Here is a 17,906-nt window from a genome sequence, read left to right on the forward strand (position 1 = left end):
GTTCATGACCGTTATCACCAGTAACCGACGCCCGGAAGAGGCCGTCTATCGCCATGTGATCCCGGCCGGGGAACCCTGGCTGTTTGAGGTTAAAAAAGGGCAAACCCTGCGCCTGCTTGATCTCGAAGGCAATCAGGCGATTGATACCCTGTTTTACAACGCCGACAACCCGCGCGAGCGCTACGATGCGCAGCGCACGCTGCGTCGCCAGGGGAACGCCTACCTGACCGCCGGCAGCGTGCTCTATTCCAACCTCGGCCATCCGCTGATGACCATCGTGGCCGATACCTGCGGGCGGCACGATACCCTCGGCGGCGCTTGCGCCCAGGAGAGCAACACCGTGCGCTACGCCCTCGACAAGCGCTATATGCACAGCTGCCGGGACAATTTTCTCTGCGCCTGTCTGCACGATGGCCGCCTGCATAAGCGCGATATCGGCGCCAACATTAACTTCTTTATGAACGTGCCGGTGACGCCGGAGGGCGGTCTGACCTTTGCGGACGGCATCTCGGCGGCAGGAAAATACGTTGAACTGCGCGCGGAGTGTAACGCCATGGTGCTGATCTCCAACTGTCCGCAGCTCAACAATCCCTGCAATGGCTGGAACCCGACCCCCGCCGAGGTGCTGGTATGGAACTGACCCGCGGGCAGCGCTGGCGTTTGCTGGCCTTTCGGCTGTTCGCCGTTCGCGCCGACCGCCTGAATCACACGCCGACGCGCCACGTTTAAGCGCCGGTTCCCCCGGGGACGACCTCAGGGAAAGACGAATTGTTGCGGGACGACCCGCTACGCTGTGAGTTCCGCTTATGTTTGATACCTTACTGATTGCCAACCGCGGGGCGATAGCCTGCCGCATTTTACGTACCCTGCGCGCCATGCAGGTGAAGGGGGTTGCCGTTTACGCCGAAGCCGACCTGAGCAGTCTGCACGTCCGCGAAGCGGATGAAGCGCTCAGCCTTGGCGAGGGCCCGGCAGCGCAAACTTATCTGGTGGTAGAGAAGATCATTGCCGCCGCGCTGCAGAGCGGCGCCCGCGCTATCCATCCCGGCTACGGCTTTCTGTCGGAAAACGCCGCCTTCGCCGAAGCCTGTGAGGCGGCGGGACTGGCGTTTGTTGGCCCGACCCCGCAACAGCTGCGTACCTTTGGCCTGAAACATACCGCTCGCGCGCTGGCGAAAGCGGAGGGCGTGCCGCTGCTGGAAGGCAGTGAACTGCTGGCCGACAGCGAGGAAGCCTGCCGGGCGGCCGAGGCGGTGGGCTACCCGGTGATGCTCAAGAGTACGGCGGGCGGCGGGGGAATTGGCATGCGCGTCTGCCGCGACGCCCGCGAACTGAGCGAGGCGTTTGCCACGGTGCAGCGACTGGGGCAAAACAACTTCAGCGACGCCGGGGTGTTTCTCGAAAAATATATCGAACGCGCCCGTCACCTGGAGGTGCAGATCTTCGGCGACGGTGAGGGGGAGGTTATCGCCCTCGGCGTGCGCGACTGCTCGCTGCAGCGGCGTAACCAGAAAGTGATTGAAGAGACCCCGGCGCCGAATCTGCCGGAAGGGATGGCGCAGGCGCTGTGTAGCGCGGCCATTGCTCTCGGGAAAGCGGTGAACTACCGAAGCGCCGGGACGGTGGAGTTTGTCTACGACAGCGCGGCGCAGCGCTTCTATTTCCTTGAGGTCAATACCCGCCTGCAGGTGGAGCACGGCGTGACGGAGCAGGTGTGGGGCGTGGATCTGGTACGCTGGATGATCGCCCTGGCCGCAGGGGATTTACCGCCGCTGAGCGAGCTGGCCGCCGGGCTACAGCCCCGGGGCCATGCCATTCAGGCGCGAATTTACGCCGAAGATCCTGGCCGCCAGTTTCAGCCTTCGCCTGGACTGTTAACCGACGTCTGGTTTCCGCCGGCGGACGGCGCCACGCTGCGCATCGACCGCTGGGTGGAAGCCGGCTGTGAAGTGCCGCCGTTTTTCGACCCCTTGCTGGCGAAAGCTATCGTCTGGCGCCCCAGCCGCGATGAGGCAATCGCCGGCCTGGCGCAGGCCCTGGCGGAGACCCGCCTGTATGGCGTCGAAACCAACTGCTTATACCTGCAGCAGATCCTCGGCTTTGCACCGTTTACCGCCGGAGAACCCTGGACCCGCTGCCTGGAGCAATTGCGCTACCGGGCCGATACCGTGGAGGTTCTGAGCGCCGGCACCCAGACCAGCGTCCAGGACTATCCGGGACGTCTGGGGTACTGGGCGGTGGGCGTCCCGCCCTCGGGCCCAATGGATGACCGGGCGCTGCGCCTGGGCAACCGTCTGCTGGGCAATGCCGAGGGCGACGCCGCGCTGGAGATCACCCTTAGCGGACCCACCCTGAAATTCAATACCGCCGTACAGGCGGTGATCTGCGGCGCGCCGCTCACCGTCACGCTCGATGGCGCCGGGCAGAACATGAACTGCGTATTCACTATTCCGGCGGGGGCGACCCTCAGGCTGGGGGCAATAAACGGACCAGGCGTCAGAAGCTATCTCTGCCTGTGCGGCGGTATTCAGGTACCGGATTATTTGGGCAGTAAAAGCACCTTTACCCTCGGCCAGTTTGGCGGCCACGGCGGACGGGCTCTACGCGCTGGCGACGTGCTGCATCTTGCGCCTTTGGTTGAGACAGGGGAAGGCGCGGCGCTTCCCGCAGGGCTGCGCACCGCGCTGACGGACGTCCGTACGCTGCGGGTGATTTATGGTCCCCACGGCGCGCCGGAGTTCTTTGCCCCGGCGTATATGGCGACCTTTTTTGCCACCGACTGGGAAGTGCATTTTAACTCCAGCCGCACCGGCGTGCGCCTGATCGGGCCTAAGCCGGTCTGGACCCGTGACAGCGGCGGCGAAGCCGGGCTGCATCCGTCGAATATTCATGACAACCCCTATGCCGTGGGGGCCGTGGATTTTACCGGCGATATGCCGGTGATCCTCGGGCCGGACGGCCCAAGCCTCGGAGGCTTCGTCTGCCCGGTCACGGTTATCGAAGCCGATCTCTGGCAACTGGGCCAGCTTAAGGCGGGGGATAAAGTGCGCTTTGTGGCGGTGGACGTCCCCACCGCCCGGCGGCTGGCGGCAGGTCGTCGCGCGGAGCTGGCGACCCTGCAGGCGCAGGACGTTGCCTGGCAGCCTGTGCCGCTCACCTCGCCGGTGGTGATGACCTGCGGTGACGCCGACAAACGCCTGGTGGCGCGCCTCTCCGGTGATACCCATCTGCTGCTGGAGGCCGGTGAGGCGGAGCTGGATCTGGTGCTGCGCTTTCGCATCCATGCCCTGATGCAGGCCCTTGAAGGGCAAGCCCGGGAAGGGATCATCGATATCACGCCGGGGATCCGCTCGCTGCAGCTGCATTTCCAGCCGGAAACGCTGGCGCTGGAGACCCTGCTGGCGTGGGTCAGCGGGGAGTGGGCCACGGTCTGCATGAGCGATGATCTGCAGGTTCCAACGCGGGTCGTGCATCTCCCGCTCTCCTGGGACGATCCGGCCTGCCGCAAGGCGATCGACAAATATATGACCACCGTCCGCCCGGACGCCCCGTGGTGCCCAAGCAACCTCGAGTTTATTCGCCGGATAAACGATCTGCCGGATGAGCAGGCCGTATGGAACACGGTGTTTGACGCCAGCTATCTGGTGATGGGCCTCGGCGATGTCTATCTCGGCGCGCCGGTGGCCACGCCCCTTGATCCGCGCCATCGGCTGGTCACCACCAAGTACAACCCGGCGCGAACCTGGACGGCGGAAAACTCGGTGGGCATCGGCGGGGCGTATCTGTGCGTCTACGGTATGGAAGGCCCGGGCGGCTATCAGTTTGTCGGCCGCACTCTGCAGATGTGGAATCGCTATCACGAGGTGGCCGATTTTGCCGGCAAGCCGTGGCTGCTGCGCTTTTTCGATCAGCTGCGTTTCTATCCGGTTTCGGCCGATGAACTGCTGGAGATTCGCCGCGATTTCCCGCTCGGTCGCTATCCGCTGCGCATCGAACACAGCACGCTGCGGCTGGCGGAATACCAGCAATTTCTCGCTCGCGAGGCGCAGAGCATTGACGCGTTTCGCGACCATCAGCAGCGGGCGTTTAACGCCGAACGCGATCGCTGGATCGCCAGCGGCCAGGCCCATTTCGACAGCCAGGAGAGCGCCGCAGAAGAAGCGGGCGATGCGCCGCTGCAACCGGGCGAGCAGGGGGTGGAAAGCCCGGTATCCGGTAATTTGTGGCAGGTACAGACCGAGGCCGGTCGTCTGGTGCGCGCCGGTGATGTGCTGGTGGTGCTTGAGTCGATGAAAATGGAGATCCCGCTGTTGGCGCCGTGCGATGGCAGGGTTCAGCAGGTCAATGTGCAGCCAGGCAGCGCGGTGCGTGCCGGGCAACGGGTGGCAGTGATTATTGAGGAGAAGGCATGATGCAGCAGACGTTTGATTTACGCCTGGCGACCCTGGCGGCGAACTATCGTAACGGCAACACCACCCCGCGGGCGCTGTTGGCGGCGATCCGCCAGCGGGCGGAAACGCTGAATCCCGAATTTAATCTGTTTATCCATCTCCTGAGCGAAGCGGAGCAGGCGCCGTTTCTCGCGGCGCTGGAAGGCCATTCGCCAGAGACGCTTCCGCTGTACGGCGTGCCGTTCGCGATCAAAGACAATATTGACCTTGCGGAGATCGTCACGACCGCTGCCTGCCCGGCGTTTGCATACCGGCCGACGCAAAGCGCGACCATTGTCGCGCAGCTGATTGCGCTGGGAGCCGTGCCGGTGGGCAAAACCAATCTCGACCAGTTTGCCACCGGCCTGAACGGAACCCGTTCGCCGTACGGACGTTGCCGCAACGCGTACCACCCGGCTTACCCCTCCGGTGGCTCCAGCGCCGGCTCCGCGCTGGCGGTAGCCCTGGGTGTCGCCAGCTTCGCGCTGGGGACCGACACCGCCGGCAGCGGTCGCGTTCCGGCCGGGCTGAATAACCTGGTGGGGCTGAAAGCGACGAAAGGGGTGATCTCCACCGCCGGGGTTGTCCCTGCCTGTCGCACGCTGGACTGTGTGACCTTTTTCAGCGCTACCGCCGACGAGGCCAGCCAGCTGCTGGCGCTGGTTGCCCGGGCCGATCCGCAGGATAGCTACAGCCGCCGCAATCCTCAGTGGAACAGCCGGCAGGCTTTTGGCAGGCCGTCCGCCGGGTTTCGCTTTGGCGTTCCACAGACGCTGAACTTCCTCGGTTGCCGCGCCAGCGAAGCGCTGTTCGCCCAGGCCGTGCAGCGGCTGACGGCGCTCGGCGGCGTGCCGGTAGCGATCGATTTCGCGCCATTTCTGGCCGCCGCCCGCCTGCTGTATGACGGACCGTGGGTTGCTGAACGCTATGCGGTGGCCGGACCGCTGATTGAGCAGCAGCCGGATGCCGTGCTGCCGGTGATTCGCGACGTGCTGGCGAAAGCGCCTGCTATCGACGCGACGGCGACCTTTAAGGCGATGTATCAGTTGCAGGGGTATAAAGCGCAGTGCGATGCCATCCTTGATACGCTGGACTGCGTGCTGACGCCAACCTTTCCGCGCCCGGTGACGCTCGACGAGCTGGCGGCGGAGCCGATCGCCCGCAACGCCGATCTGGGCTACTACACCAACTTTATGAACCTGCTGGACTATGCGGCGGTGAGTGTGCCGTGCGGGTTTATGCCTGACGGATTGCCCTCCGGCGTCACGCTGTTTGGCCGGGCGTTTACCGATCAGTATTTGCTGAGCCTGGCCGACGCCTTCCAGCGCGCGGAGCGGCTGCCGCTGGCAGGCGGCGCGCGGCTGGAGAGCACGCCGCCTGCGCATTCCGCAGGCCATGACCGGATGGCACTGGCGGTATGCGGTGCGCATCTGGCCGGTCTGCCCTTAAACGGTCAATTGCTGGCGCGGGGCGGTCGGTTGCTGCAGGCGACCCACAGCGCGCCATGCTATCGTTTGTACGCTCTCGCGGATGGCAAGCGCCCGGCGATGGTGCGTGACGAGCGCGACGGCGCGGCGATAGCGGTGGAAGTCTGGGAGATACCCAGCGCCGAGGTGGGGTCGCTGCTGGCCGCTATTCCCGCGCCGCTGGGGCTGGGACAGGTTGAGCTGGCCGACGGCCGATGGGTGACGGGCTTTATTTGCGAAGCCGCCGGGCTGGGGGAGGCCACGGAAATCACTGCCTGGGGCGGCTGGCGTCAGTGGCTTACCAGGTAAACGGAACATCCTCTGCGGTAGCGCCGCAGAGGGAACCCTCGCTTATAGCGGGCTGTTCTCATCGAGCAGGGTGATGCTCCAGACGCGGGCGTGCGTGTCATCGATGCGATAGTAGCTTTTCACGCTTGCCGTGCCGCCGATGGCGTAGCCCACCAGAGCGACAATGTTGAGCTGATGCCCTTGCTTATCGGTAAACGCATAATACTCATCCAGCACATAACCGCTGGCGCTGGCCGCTGATTCCAGACGATCGTCCCTGGCTTTCAGGTCCGGGGTATAGTCGGCGATGGTTTTCCCCACATAGTTTTTGGCGACGTCCTGCTTTTCGTCATCGCTGACGATAAACGCCGCGCTGGCAGGAAAGTGCTGAACCACCTCAGCCAGGGTTGGTTTCGGCGCGGCAGAGGGGAATAACGTATGATCGATGGTGTAGGCCTGTAGCCAGCAGGAGAATAACGCCGCTTCCGCCGCGCGGCCATCCGCGGAGAGACCGCTTTGATGGCGGCATACCCGGGTATTTATCGACACGGTATGCCAACAGCTGGCGTCATCCCCGCTGTGGCAGGACGAGTTGAAGCGATAAGCAGGGGTTGCCGATGGCGCAGATCGTTGATAGCGCAGGGAAGCGCAAGCCTCGATAGGTTCCTGCTGAATGTAGGGACCAATGAATTAATCTTCGGCCAGATAATGCCCCTGCGGACTTTCTTCGTGCAGTAAGAAGGATCAAATCTCTCGAGTTAATAGAGAATATCAAATGCCAATTCGATATTAACGTTTATCAATAAAGTCATTAATATCACCAGCATGGGGGAGTTATGAATTTAATTGATAACGTTAAGAATGAAGAGCTACAGAATATTCGTTTTGTTTTAACTGATATGGATGAAACGCTGACTTATAAGGGCAGGCTGCAGGCCCGAACCTATCAGAGTCTGGAAATGCTACAACACGCTGGCATCAAGGTTATTCCAGTAACGGCGGCCTCTGCCGGGTGGGCCGACCAGATGGCAAGAATGTGGCCTGTGGATGGGGTTATCGCTGAAAATGGAGGGTTATTTCTTACCAGAAATAACATCGAACATGGTATTAACAGGTACTTCTGGCATGAAGACAAATATCTTCTCAATCGAGAAAAAATCAGCCACATTCTTCTCAATATTCGCCAGAAATACCCCTGGGTTGAAGTGTCTGACGATCAGGATTTTCGCCTGACGAGTATTGCTTTCAAACTTCCCAGAAATCATGAGCAGACCAGACAGCTCATTGACGAATTAGCGGAAAATAAATGCAGTTATACCATTAATAATCTATGGGTACTGGGGTGGTTAGGGGGGTATGACAAACTCGTCATGAGCAGAAAGGTGTTAAAGCATTTTTACGCATTGGAAGAATCAGATGAACAGGCATCGGTTTTCTACAGTGGTGATTCGCTCAATGATGCCCCCATGTTCAGCTACTACAGCAAAACGTTGGGGATGAACACGATTAATGACATAGCGCAAGTTATACCATCCTTGCCGCGCTGGATAAGTCAATTTCCAGGTGGTGAAGGGTTTGTTGATGGCGCTAACAGAATTTTAAATGCTAAAAGGGCAAGCATCCGTTAAGTTGCCTTCTCCGCTCTGGCAGATGGCAACCGGATCCATTGGTGGCAACAGATCCGGTTGTTGTATGCGTTGGATAGAGAGCCTCATAGGGGACTTCCCGTTATCCAGGCGGACGCCATCCATGTTGAATGGCTCATCATTCTTGTTGCAAAAATGTGAGCGCTTCAGTAGCCTTATCTCTTTCGGAGACAGGAAATGCTCGTCACTGATTCACTTCTTGCTTACACCCTCGCTGCCACACTGCTTACCCTGACGCCAGGTCTTGATACTGCTCTTATCCTCCGCACGGCGACCGCTGAAGGGGGACGCAAAGCCTTACATGCCGCGTTAGGCATTGATCTTGGATGCTTTATCTGGGGCGCGCTGGTGGCCTTTGGTTTAGGTGCGCTACTGGCGGTTTCTGAGTTGGCTTATACCTTATTGAAATGGTGCGGAGCAGGATACCTTTGCTGGCTGGGCATCCAGTTGCTCCTGCGCCCACGCCAGCAATTTAACACCCACCCGGCCGAATCAGATTCCACGAGTAACTGGTTCCTGCGTGGGATGTTGGGGAATGTGCTTAACCCCAAAATGGGCGTCTTCTACGTTTCGTTTTTGCCCCAGTTTATCCCCGCCGGGCATTCACCCGTCAGCTGGACCTTTCTCCTGGTCACCATCCATGTATTGATTGGGACGCTGTGGTCATTAACGCTGATTACCGCCACTCGCTATGCCGCCGGCATCCTGAAAAAACCAGCCGTGGTGAAATGGATGGACCGGACAACCGGCTGCCTGTTTCTGCTATTTGCCGCGAAGCTGGCCATGAGTCGGCGGTAGTCACGCAGGGGCGTATGCCCCTGTATCAGTTGTTTTTATCACCTTTGCTATCATTGAGTTATATATTTATAAAGCCACCTGGCCAGGCGCAATTTTTGGTTAGTTTATTGAGCAGGAGCATTAGCTCATAATCGTTGCGTAAGTTAAATTTTCTCATGACCATATATTTATGCGCATAGACCGTTTTCTCACTAATCATGAGTTCGTCTGCAATTTGCATGACCGACATCCCCTCATATAAACAGGTCATGATGCGGATCTGCTGTGGAGACAGCCTGGTGGGCTGGCAATCACAACAGGACATGGATGACGGTCGCGTATTTGTCTGCTGCAGCCGGTGCCAGGCACCGTGCAATGCTGTACGTAACCGCGTGACGGAATCCCGACGAGAAATAAAGATAATATCCTGAAAACAAGAAGGTAAAGCCGTAACACGCATATCATCATCAACAACGCCAATCACAATCCCTTTTTTTCGCTCCTGCAGTTCAGGACAGCAAATAAAACACTCTCCTGGACATAATGCCAGCACAATAACGTCCGCCACCTTCACACTTTCCGACGTAAAGTTAAAATTGAAATCAACTTTGGTATTGTGTTGGGAAAAGAAATCACTAAATAAAAAGGTCAGTCCACGCTGAAAGAGGGTATCCGGCTCTTTTATTACAATATTAACCATTTACCATACCGAAACATAATAGCTCTCCTGAATGTGGGTAATAGATGCAGTATGTACTATCACCCGGTTAGTTCCCTGAAGAGGAAAACGACTAGCGCGCATAGGATCCTCTATAGCCAGCGGCCAGTCAGTTGTACTGCATTGTCAAAACGACGACGGCGCGAATGGAACCTGGTGTCGGTCTTCCTGCCACAGAAGTGACCATCGCTTTCATCGGCATCTTCGCCGTTCTGTCTGCGGCAATATTTTGGGTTATGCTGGATCCACTGCCCATTAACACCCCCGTAGTGGCATCAGACATAGCAATCGCCACGCGGGTGGCCGTGCCGCTGTTTTGGTAATAATTCATGCCCGCTTCCGGGTCAGGTGTTCCGCTAAAACGGGTCGTCACACTCAACGTGCCCGGCGGACAACTGGTAAAAAGCAGGTTAAAAGAAACCGGATCGGACGAAGATCCAGGTGTGAACATATTTGTTGCCTGGATATTACCAAGATCGATATTCATATTTGAATTTCCACCGTTAAAAACGCAGGGCGCTGCGATAATACGGCCTGTGACTTTAATATCGACATTGTCTGCCGACAGCGCAGGTAATACTGTTGCGCATGCCATCAGCAAGACTGATATATTCATTTTCATTTGACAGTCCTTATTGATAGGTAAGGCTCAGCGTTGCGGACGCGTTTGCGATGCCGGTGGTTACCGTTGTATTGGTCTGATAATAGCGTGCTGTTAATGGGAACATCTCCTGGCCACCCGTGGTTCTCTTCAAAACCAGATTATTGCCAAAGGTGAGGGGAGTATTGTTATAAACCAGCTGCACGCCAACCCCACGGGCGACGCCTGCGCTGCCCTGACCGGTTAATGCCAGCACGGTATTATCGCTGACGTCGGGATTTTGTGGCCCGGTGAGCATGACGTTAATATTGGCTCCGGCATCGCAGTCCAGAATGAGATTCTGCGTCTTCTGCGCATTAGCGGGCGTTGTGCCTACCGCAGAGCCGAATTCACTAACCAAGATGTCCCCCAGTTCAAATAAAATATTCGACGTTTTTACCGCACATGCCACCTGGGTGATCGTCCCAGCTCCCGCATTGACGGGAATTTCAGGCGCCATTTCTCCACCTCGGTTTTGCATGGTATAGGCGACAAACGATGCCAGTTGCCCCGTCACCGAACCAGATGTAATATCGCCGATCTTCCAGAATTGTATAATTGGCTGGAAATCATTGATATCCAGATCCCCAGCGTTTGATGACCAACTGAATGTTGCATAATTATCCCCACCAATATAACTCGTGCTGGAATAAGTCGTCTGGCCTGCTTTGGTGTTTTTATAAAAACCCAAAGAAATCCCCACGCCAGGCAAGTTGGTTTTATATACACGCCGGGAACCATACGTTGCGAAATAGGGAAGGGCACCACTTTTCATCCCTGCACTTGACCCTTCGTTTGCGGTTGCGAGGCAGGTATATGCATGCGCTAAGGTACCATATATCTCATTGCTGATCGCTTGCCCAACGGGAGCGTCACGCTGCACAATAATATTGCCATAATCCACTGAATAGGGAGAGCCAATATAACTATAGTCACAGCAGAAGCCACTTAATGGAAACCACGCAGTCAGCATTAATAATGCAGATCGGAAAAGTCGCATATCTATGCACCTGATTTTAAAATTCAGTTCAACGTTAACGGCAAGCAGCATTATCGATAATCACATCGTTATTCAGCTTCGCCATATTAATCGAGTAATGCACCCTGCAGGTGTTTGCGGATTGATTTCCCCATTTCACGGTCAGGTTGACCTGGGGAGCCAGGCCCGTCAAATACACCTGACTGCTTTCGCCAACGATAAAGCTGCTGTGTTCTGCGCCTTCAATGCTGGCAATTGCACCAAACGGAACCGACTGGCCGTTTTGCTGGGTCAAGCTCATCAACATGCGAACGCCTACGCTTGCCAGATAGTTCGCCCTGACAATCGCGCCACGCGTCGGGACCACGGTTTTGACCGTTTGTTCTAACTCAACGTTAGCCGGCAATGTTTCAGTGATTAATGACACATCATTTTTGCGATAAGGCATTAAGTTAGAGGCAAGCGTGTATCCGCGATAATCGGTTGTCGCGCCGGTCATATTCTGGATTCCTACACCGGCAGCCCCGGGGGCAGCAATCAGCACGTTGGTTTCACCCAGTGGCTGAGAGAACGTCACGCCATTGGCATGCGCAACCACGCCTCCCTGAATCCCATAATTCAGACGGTCGGTATTTTTGTCATAGCTGTACCCGGCCGTCAGTTCGCCATAGGTGCCTCGATAATCACCATTCATATTGCCGGTATAGGCCACGTCGTGAGTGCCGTAACCCTGTTGAATATTCCAGTTAAGCGCATTATTCGGCATCGCAACGCCATTCAACCCGACGCTGTGTGTCGTACCGTTATGCTTGCTGGCATTCATGCCATAGTTTGCCCATGTCTGCGGCAAGAGTTTTTCCAGCGGGATGCTGATATTTAGCGCCAGCATCTGGTTTTTACCGTCGCTCTGGTGAGCGCTGTACGATCCCGCACTACCATTCCTGCTCAGGGTCCATGTCAGACCGTAACTGATACTGTGCCAGTAGTTGTTATACCCAACGCTCCAGGATTCCATCGCCTTACCTGAATTCCAGTAATCTTCATGCGAGGCGTTCAGCATCAACGATCCCAGATTATCTCCCAACCCCTGGCTCAACGTCAGCTCCGCACGGTTGCGGCGTCTATCCTGGAGCGCATTACTGTCACCATAAGAATCAAGGACCTCCTGCATGCCATAGTAGCCGCTGGTCGAATAGCGGTAGCCGGCAATCGCAAAGTTAGTGCCTGTTGAAGCAAAGTTTTTACTGTATCGAGCCCGCCAGGATTGACCGTTGGATTTCGGCATATTGTACGGCGTGGACCAGCCCTGGGTGATGTCGCTGGAGATAGCGCCAAAGTCACCCATGTTTTTACCCACGCCCGCGGCAAGCGACTGATATTTACTCGACTCCTGCAATCCACCGTAAAACGTGAACCCGTAGGGTAAGCCGAGAATAACGCTCATCTGGCCAAAGGGTGTCTTATCCACGCTGCCGTTGTACGAACGATATTGGCCGCCCGTTAACGCATATTTTATTCGGCCTTCACGCTGTAATACGGGAAGTGAGGCAAATGGCACGCTAAAGTGCTGCTCGCTACCATCAGCCTCTTTAATCGTGACATCAAGATCGCCGGCGCCGCCGGTAGGATACATGTCCGTAATTTCAAACGCGCCCGGCGCCACAAAGCTCTGGTAAATCTGATAGCCATTCTGGCGGATGATCACCTGGGCATTGGTCCGGGCGATACCACGCACCACAGGGGCATAGCCCTTAAGGGAGTCGGGCAGCATGTCATCATCGGAAGCAAGTTGTCCTCCCCGGAAAGGCATACTGTCGAAAACATCTGCCGGGGCAGAACTGTCACCCAGTGTGAGCTGCGACTTTAACGGGATTATCGTACGTTGTGCATAGGTATAAACCGTGTCCCAGGCATCGTGGCCCTGTGAATCTCGCGACCAGGTGGTGTAATTTCTTAACCGCCAGGGGCCGATGTTTACTCCCGGACGCAGGTTGGCATACTGGCTATCACTGTTGCTGCTGTTGTTATTTTTGGCCCAGTTATTCGCCCCACTCAGACTGTAGTTAAGCAGGGCGGCGTTAATCCCTTCATCCCAGCGATCCGGTGGCACCGATCCACGAGCTTGCGCTGAGATTGCCGCTTGCGGAATGCTCAATACCAGACGCTGCATGGCAAACTGGAAATTTGTACTGGCCTGAGGAATGGCGGACAGGTTCGCACAGGAGGTTTCGCCCTTTAACGCAGGAAAAAGTCCAGTCTTGACTCCCCAGCTTGCTAATTGCTCAATGGATAAACAGGGGACTAATTTTTCATCACCGCCAGGTTCTTTCAGCAAAACAAACATGATATCGCGAGTATCGACTAACTGATCGTCCAGAACGACATCAACATGATAATTCCCGGGGGCTTGCGCACCAGATTCAAAACCTGAAAGATCGACTCTTTCTGTCCCTGGGTTATCCAGTTCAACCAGCTCTGGGTTAAAAAAATCGCGACTATAGCTATTTTGTGTAGTACCGAAGAGCGCGATGGTTATCAACAATGCCAACCGTGGAGATCGTACTTTTATATAATCCATTGCCATCATCATAAATCCCACTCAGTATCTTTTCGCCAGCCTACAGACTGGCTTTGTGTTCTGCCCCGGGACTGCCATAGTCATTGATAATTTTGAATGTCACTGGCCCGCCCGTTACGCCGGAGGGTAAATCAAACGTCGCCGTACTGCCGGGTAATACATAACTGACATCAGGCACTCTTTTACCTGCAAGCGAGATTTCATTAAAATTCATGACATGCTGAGTCGGATTGTTTACCTGTATTTTATTCCCTACGCGTTGCCAGCGTAATTTATCGGCCTGTTCTTCAGGGGCGGCGCCTTTCATCGTCGCCGGCCGGTAGATGAGTTTAATTCGGGTTTTAATGGCAATTTGCAGCGTATTGTCAACTTGAGATGCGGAGGGTATGGCTTTTATATTAAGCCAAAACAGACTCTCTTTATCCTGAGGTAATGCGCCGGTGGCAACAATGCGCTCGACGTTTTGTTGGCCATTATTCAGTCGATATAACGGTGGTGTAATAATGAAAGGTGCCTTCCCGGCCCCATCACCCGGCGTTTCAATCCATGACTGGATAAGATAGGGGGTGTTATCCGGGTTGTTTATGCTAATAGAAGCTTCTTTTTTATTACCATCAAAAATGACGCGCGTGCCACCAATAACGACACCGGCCTGAGCAAAAGATAAGCCAACACTCATTATCGTGGTGGTGAGCAAGATACTGCGAAGAACATTCATTTTAGACCTCTAAAACATGGGGCCGTATCGACCCCATCAGGTTTTCTGAACAGAAAATCAGTTATATACAATGGAGAAGTTAGCAACGGAGTTGGCCGTACCCGGCGTTACTGATGCCGTGGTGGAGATATATTGCGCATAGAATTTCAGCGTATTGTCCTGGGTGCTGCTAAGCACGTAGTTATAGCTGTTCTCACCGTGCAAAGGCAGATCGACTTTATCGGCAGTCATCAGGTTAATCGCCACCCCTGACGCCGCACTGGAGGCTGAGGTATCAATAGCCAGCAGGTTAGGGTTGGTCAGATCGGGGGTGCCATCAAAGCGTACTTTTGTTGAAGTTACCGTGGTTGGACAGTTTTTAAGCACAATATTAAAATCTTTTGCAGCCGCTTTTGTGCCACTGTTCGGAAATTCACTTTTATAAAAATTACCGAGGTTAACCTGCTGGTTTTGCGATGCCACGTCGACTTCACAGGCAGTATCCAGAATGTTCCCAACGAAATTTACGGTGCCAGCGGCAGCAAAAGCGTGAGATGTTGACAGCGCTGCAGTTGCGGTCAATGCAACTAAAATAAGACTTTTTTTCATTACTCTGTTTCCTTATTAACTTTGTATACCACTCGTATTCAGGCAATAGGGTGCCGAGGAGCGTATACACTCTTTATATACCGGTGCCTTTATTTTACTGTGCAGCATGGCAGCCATAATTAATTACGGTAAACCCTGAACTGTTCTGCTGACTGGCTAAAATTTATCTAATCATTTTCTTAAACTCAATTATTTTCTGGGTCTACCTGTAGACTTTCATTTAACGAATATTCAACATTTATTGCTTATTTATTGACATTGTTAATGCTCAGTCTATTTTTAGACCGACACCTCATGGATTAAAAAATCAATAACTTAGAGAGCGTCTTTGGGCGGGTCTACTTTTAGACTGCAACTCAATATTCCGTGGATTCTTAATTTTTAAGATAATTCTTCAGGACGATACAAAAAGCGATCACAGTTGAGGAATTGAGGCTGCTTATGAACACGCGCTTAACCCCCCCGGAAAACCATGACAAATCACTTGCTCTGGAATTAAAACCATTCCGGCACATTGAGGCATTGATAAAACATGTGTTGCCAGCAGCAGAAAGAGTCGTGATCGGCAGAGGTGACGTCGTGCATTATTATAAAGATGATATCCGGCAGTGCTTTTTGCTATTGCAAGGTAGCGTTGCGCTGCACCGTCGCGGCGATGGCATTGTTTTAAATTCTGAATCAGCACCGTTTATTCTGGGCGTCAGTAGTCAGTTTTCCTCAGAGCATCTTTATGTGAGAGCGCTGGAGACGTCAGAGATCGCCCGTGTGCCACTGGATTGTTTTAATCACATCGTGGCACAACTGGATCTGTGGGAGCATTTTTCGAAACTCCTCATTTACACGGCCTCCCGGGTGTATGAGCATTGCGCACAAATCTCGCAGATGTCAGCTTATGACATCATCCGCTTTCAGCTTGTTGAACTCATGCAAGAGCCGGATGCGATACGGCAAAAAATTACGGCTGCAGCCTATATTAAGAGCCGAACCTATCTTTCACGGAGCGGGATTATGCGAATTCTGGCCGAGCTACGAACCGGGAAGTACATCACCATGGAACGGGGTATACTGCTTGATATCAACCATTTGCCTCGAAAATACTGACGATGAGGATACCCGCGACTGGAAGCCACGCTATAATCAGACAGGTCAATATTAAGGTTATCGGTTATGTCCTCTTTAGAAAGACCTCACAAAGGTTCACCCTACGCGCAAGAGCTGATTACTCACTTACAGCCGTATTGCACACCACGTAAAACCGAAAGAGGGGAGCAACTGGATTTCAAGGTGAACGGCCAGGGGGTGTGTTACCTGATCCTCGAGGGAACCGTAGCGGTTTATCGCCGAAACGATAATATGATGCTGTCCACTGCACGCAGTCCCGCCGTGTTTGGTCTTGCCAATCTGACGGATATTTACTTCGATGACTATATCAAAACCATAAACCCCTGCCTGATTGGCGAGATCTCCACCGCTCGTGTTAATGACATTATTAAAGAAAAATCGTTATGGGGACTGCTCTCAAAGCAACTGATGTTTGTGTATGGCCGACTTTACAACAACGTGATGCCGCAGGGCGCTCCGACGGCGTACGAAATGATCCGCCAGCAGTTGCTCAATCTCATAGAAGAAGATGAGAGTTATCGCGCGGCAGTCACAGCAGAACTCTACATCCGCGAGAAAACCCATCTGTCTCGCAGCGGTGTCATGCGTATTCTTGCGGATTTAAAAACGGGTGGTTTTATCGAAATGGAGGAGGGAAGACTCATCAAAATCCATAAGCTTCCCGCCAGGTACTAAATAACGCCCCTCATCTCAATTTAGCGACCACACCTGGGTTTTAAAGGTCCAGGGCAGGGCGCGCCCTGTTCTACTCAGTGCTGTAACGATCGGGCTCGAACGTACGTTTAGCCAGTTTCTTTTGCAAAACGATGACAATAATTGGGGTTCCTGATGCGGTAATTGCACATACCGCCAACAGCATGTCCATATTTTGTAGCGCCATGCGATGGTCGGGTAACAAAAAAGCAGACAGGAAAAATGCGGCAGTTGTCATCAGATACATCATGGATGTCTGTAATGAAGAGAATCCCGCTCGTTGCTTGTTATCAGGAAACTGAATCGTCACCGCCGACGATGACACCAGACGACTGTAAGCTGCGCCGAGAAACAACGTAATAAATAGCGCCGGATGCGGATAGCCCAGGAGGGGTATCAGCAAGCTCAGGATAAAAACGAGGGTCGACCCGGTCGCCAAACTCAAAGCAGAAAAACGAGAGGTTAATGCGCCTGTCATTCTGGTAGACAGATACCCCGCCAGACCCCCGCCGAAGAACAACCAGGGCAGCAGACCTTGAGAAGCCCCCAACAGCTGCGTCATTAATGGCGCCAGAACAGGAATGATCAGCATTGGACTAAACTGTACCAGCGCATTACCGGAAGCAAACAGTAAAGTATCTACATCGAGGGGCAGCGCGTGGGGCGTGTCGAAAGTGACGGGATCCTGAGGGATGATGGAGACGATCAGCGGCAATGCCAACCAACACAGTGTGCAGATTAACCACAACGCGACATGCCAACCGTAATGAGTACACAAAAATAGTACAGCGGGCATCCCCACGATGCTGACCATCGAAAATGACGCAATCACCGTCGCCAACATTTTTCCGCGCAAATCAGCCGGCGTGTGGTTTATCAAAATAGTGATCCCCACACCCATTGTCGTACCGCCAACCAGTCCTGCGAAAAAGCGCAATGTAAGAAGAAGAGGAAAACTGGTGGTCAATGTCGTCAACAGTGTCGCCATGGCTAGCAGTACCATATTGGCAATTAAAAAACGTTTCTTATTGCAACGGTCAACCCAGTAAAAGGCGATAATTCCCGACAGGACGGCTCCAGATGTGTACATACCGGATACATAGCCTGAGAAGGTGACGGGAACAGCGAAATCTGCAGCCATAAATGTAAAAACAGGACTGAACATCATATATTCCAGCGCATTAGTAAACTGGACAAAAGCGATTACCAAAGCAATCCGAATGAGCGTCTTTTGATTAAATGTTGTGGTGACCTGTGGCATAG

The 17,906-nt window shown here is 54.4% G+C and carries 15 protein-coding genes; 7 read left to right on the top strand and 8 right to left on the bottom strand.

Annotated features, from left to right (window positions below):
- Positions 1 to 4: 4 nt before the first annotated feature.
- The 3 genes from AC3EMD_RS12765 (at position 5) to atzF (ending at position 6,205) form a co-directional block, all read left to right on the top strand.
- Positions 5 to 640: an urea amidolyase associated protein UAAP2 gene (locus AC3EMD_RS12765; protein ID WP_008804848.1), complete on the top strand. Its 636-nt coding sequence runs from the start codon at positions 5 to 7 to the stop codon at positions 638 to 640.
- A gap of 166 nt (positions 641 to 806) precedes the next feature.
- Positions 807 to 4,412 carry an urea carboxylase gene (gene uca, locus AC3EMD_RS12770; protein ID WP_302074141.1) on the top strand — a complete coding sequence of 1,202 codons (3,606 nt, stop codon included), beginning with the start codon at positions 807 to 809 and terminating at the stop codon, positions 4,410 to 4,412.
- The gene (gene atzF, locus AC3EMD_RS12775) at positions 4,409 to 6,205 is read left to right on the top strand and encodes an allophanate hydrolase (protein ID WP_302074142.1); all 1,797 of its coding nucleotides are present in this window, start codon (positions 4,409 to 4,411) and stop codon (positions 6,203 to 6,205) included. The genes uca and atzF overlap by 4 nt, the downstream gene beginning before the upstream one ends.
- 42 nt (positions 6,206 to 6,247) lie before the next feature.
- On the opposite strand, the gene AC3EMD_RS12780 is transcribed toward atzF, so the two are convergent.
- Positions 6,248 to 6,733, bottom strand: coding sequence for a hypothetical protein (locus tag AC3EMD_RS12780; RefSeq protein ID WP_302074143.1), 486 nt, complete (start codon positions 6,731 to 6,733; stop codon positions 6,248 to 6,250).
- Between the two features lie 287 nt (positions 6,734 to 7,020).
- On the opposite strand from AC3EMD_RS12780, the gene AC3EMD_RS12785 reads away from it, so the two are divergent.
- Together AC3EMD_RS12785 and AC3EMD_RS12790 are read left to right on the top strand one after the other, a co-directional pair.
- Positions 7,021 to 7,812: an HAD-IIB family hydrolase gene (locus AC3EMD_RS12785; protein WP_302074144.1), complete on the top strand. Its 792-nt coding sequence runs from the start codon at positions 7,021 to 7,023 to the stop codon at positions 7,810 to 7,812.
- Between the two features lie 195 nt (positions 7,813 to 8,007).
- Positions 8,008 to 8,628 carry a LysE family translocator gene (locus AC3EMD_RS12790; RefSeq protein ID WP_016161052.1) on the top strand — a complete coding sequence of 207 codons (621 nt, stop codon included), beginning with the start codon at positions 8,008 to 8,010 and terminating at the stop codon, positions 8,626 to 8,628.
- A gap of 58 nt (positions 8,629 to 8,686) precedes the next feature.
- On the opposite strand, the gene AC3EMD_RS12795 is transcribed toward AC3EMD_RS12790, so the two are convergent.
- The 6 genes from AC3EMD_RS12795 to AC3EMD_RS12820 all read right to left on the bottom strand — a co-directional run bounded on the left by AC3EMD_RS12795 (position 8,687) and on the right by AC3EMD_RS12820 (position 14,828).
- A complete protein-coding gene (locus tag AC3EMD_RS12795; RefSeq protein ID WP_049155169.1) occupies positions 8,687 to 9,307 on the bottom strand; it encodes a helix-turn-helix transcriptional regulator in 621 nt (206 codons plus the stop codon).
- Positions 9,308 to 9,434: 127 nt separating this feature from the next.
- Positions 9,435 to 9,947, bottom strand: coding sequence for a fimbrial protein (locus AC3EMD_RS12800; protein ID WP_302074145.1), 513 nt, complete (start codon positions 9,945 to 9,947; stop codon positions 9,435 to 9,437).
- 10 nt (positions 9,948 to 9,957) lie between these two features.
- Positions 9,958 to 10,965: a fimbrial protein gene (locus tag AC3EMD_RS12805; RefSeq protein WP_302074146.1), complete on the bottom strand. Its 1,008-nt coding sequence runs from the start codon at positions 10,963 to 10,965 to the stop codon at positions 9,958 to 9,960.
- Between the two features lie 34 nt (positions 10,966 to 10,999).
- Positions 11,000 to 13,534 (bottom strand): fimbria/pilus outer membrane usher protein, encoded by a 2,535-nt coding sequence (locus AC3EMD_RS12810; protein ID WP_302074147.1) that lies wholly within the window; start codon positions 13,532 to 13,534, stop codon positions 11,000 to 11,002.
- Positions 13,535 to 13,562: 28 nt separating this feature from the next.
- Complete coding sequence (locus AC3EMD_RS12815) at positions 13,563 to 14,240, bottom strand: fimbrial biogenesis chaperone (RefSeq protein WP_019705107.1); 678 nt, start codon at positions 14,238 to 14,240, stop codon at positions 13,563 to 13,565.
- A gap of 57 nt (positions 14,241 to 14,297) precedes the next feature.
- Positions 14,298 to 14,828, bottom strand: a complete 531-nt coding sequence (locus AC3EMD_RS12820; RefSeq protein WP_008804859.1) for a fimbrial protein — start codon at positions 14,826 to 14,828, stop codon at positions 14,298 to 14,300.
- A 441-nt stretch (positions 14,829 to 15,269) separates the two neighbouring features.
- On the opposite strand from AC3EMD_RS12820, the gene AC3EMD_RS12825 reads away from it, so the two are divergent.
- Entirely contained in the window at positions 15,270 to 15,929 is a 660-nt protein-coding gene (locus AC3EMD_RS12825) for a winged helix-turn-helix transcriptional regulator (protein ID WP_022065813.1), read from the top strand.
- A 66-nt stretch (positions 15,930 to 15,995) separates the two neighbouring features.
- Positions 15,996 to 16,625, top strand: a complete 630-nt coding sequence (locus AC3EMD_RS12830) for a helix-turn-helix domain-containing protein (protein ID WP_117088670.1) — start codon at positions 15,996 to 15,998, stop codon at positions 16,623 to 16,625.
- A gap of 70 nt (positions 16,626 to 16,695) precedes the next feature.
- Here AC3EMD_RS12830 and AC3EMD_RS12835 read toward each other — a convergent pair whose 3' ends face one another.
- Positions 16,696 to 17,904, bottom strand: a complete 1,209-nt coding sequence (locus tag AC3EMD_RS12835; protein ID WP_302074148.1) for an MFS transporter — start codon at positions 17,902 to 17,904, stop codon at positions 16,696 to 16,698.
- Between the last annotated feature and the right edge of the window lie 2 nt (positions 17,905 to 17,906).

It is taken from the genome of Klebsiella sp. PK18, from assembly GCF_057784655.1.

Excerpts from the sequence above, each read along its gene's own strand:
- AC3EMD_RS12765 (WP_008804848.1), top strand. The coding sequence starts at position 5 with ATGACCGTTATCACCAGTAACCGACGCCCGGAAGAGGCCGTCTATCGC.
- uca (WP_302074141.1), top strand. The coding sequence starts at position 807 with ATGTTTGATACCTTACTGATTGCCAACCGCGGGGCGATAGCCTGCCGC.
- atzF (WP_302074142.1), top strand. The coding sequence starts at position 4,409 with ATGATGCAGCAGACGTTTGATTTACGCCTGGCGACCCTGGCGGCGAAC.
- AC3EMD_RS12785 (WP_302074144.1), top strand. The coding sequence starts at position 7,021 with ATGAATTTAATTGATAACGTTAAGAATGAAGAGCTACAGAATATTCGT.
- AC3EMD_RS12790 (WP_016161052.1), top strand. The coding sequence starts at position 8,008 with ATGCTCGTCACTGATTCACTTCTTGCTTACACCCTCGCTGCCACACTG.
- AC3EMD_RS12795 (WP_049155169.1), bottom strand. The coding sequence starts at position 9,307 with ATGGTTAATATTGTAATAAAAGAGCCGGATACCCTCTTTCAGCGTGGA.
- AC3EMD_RS12800 (WP_302074145.1), bottom strand. The coding sequence starts at position 9,947 with ATGAAAATGAATATATCAGTCTTGCTGATGGCATGCGCAACAGTATTA.
- AC3EMD_RS12805 (WP_302074146.1), bottom strand. The coding sequence starts at position 10,965 with ATGCGACTTTTCCGATCTGCATTATTAATGCTGACTGCGTGGTTTCCA.
- AC3EMD_RS12810 (WP_302074147.1), bottom strand. The coding sequence starts at position 13,534 with ATGATGATGGCAATGGATTATATAAAAGTACGATCTCCACGGTTGGCA.
- AC3EMD_RS12815 (WP_019705107.1), bottom strand. The coding sequence starts at position 14,240 with ATGAATGTTCTTCGCAGTATCTTGCTCACCACCACGATAATGAGTGTT.
- AC3EMD_RS12820 (WP_008804859.1), bottom strand. The coding sequence starts at position 14,828 with ATGAAAAAAAGTCTTATTTTAGTTGCATTGACCGCAACTGCAGCGCTG.
- AC3EMD_RS12825 (WP_022065813.1), top strand. The coding sequence starts at position 15,270 with ATGAACACGCGCTTAACCCCCCCGGAAAACCATGACAAATCACTTGCT.
- AC3EMD_RS12830 (WP_117088670.1), top strand. The coding sequence starts at position 15,996 with ATGTCCTCTTTAGAAAGACCTCACAAAGGTTCACCCTACGCGCAAGAG.
- AC3EMD_RS12835 (WP_302074148.1), bottom strand. The coding sequence starts at position 17,904 with ATGCCACAGGTCACCACAACATTTAATCAAAAGACGCTCATTCGGATT.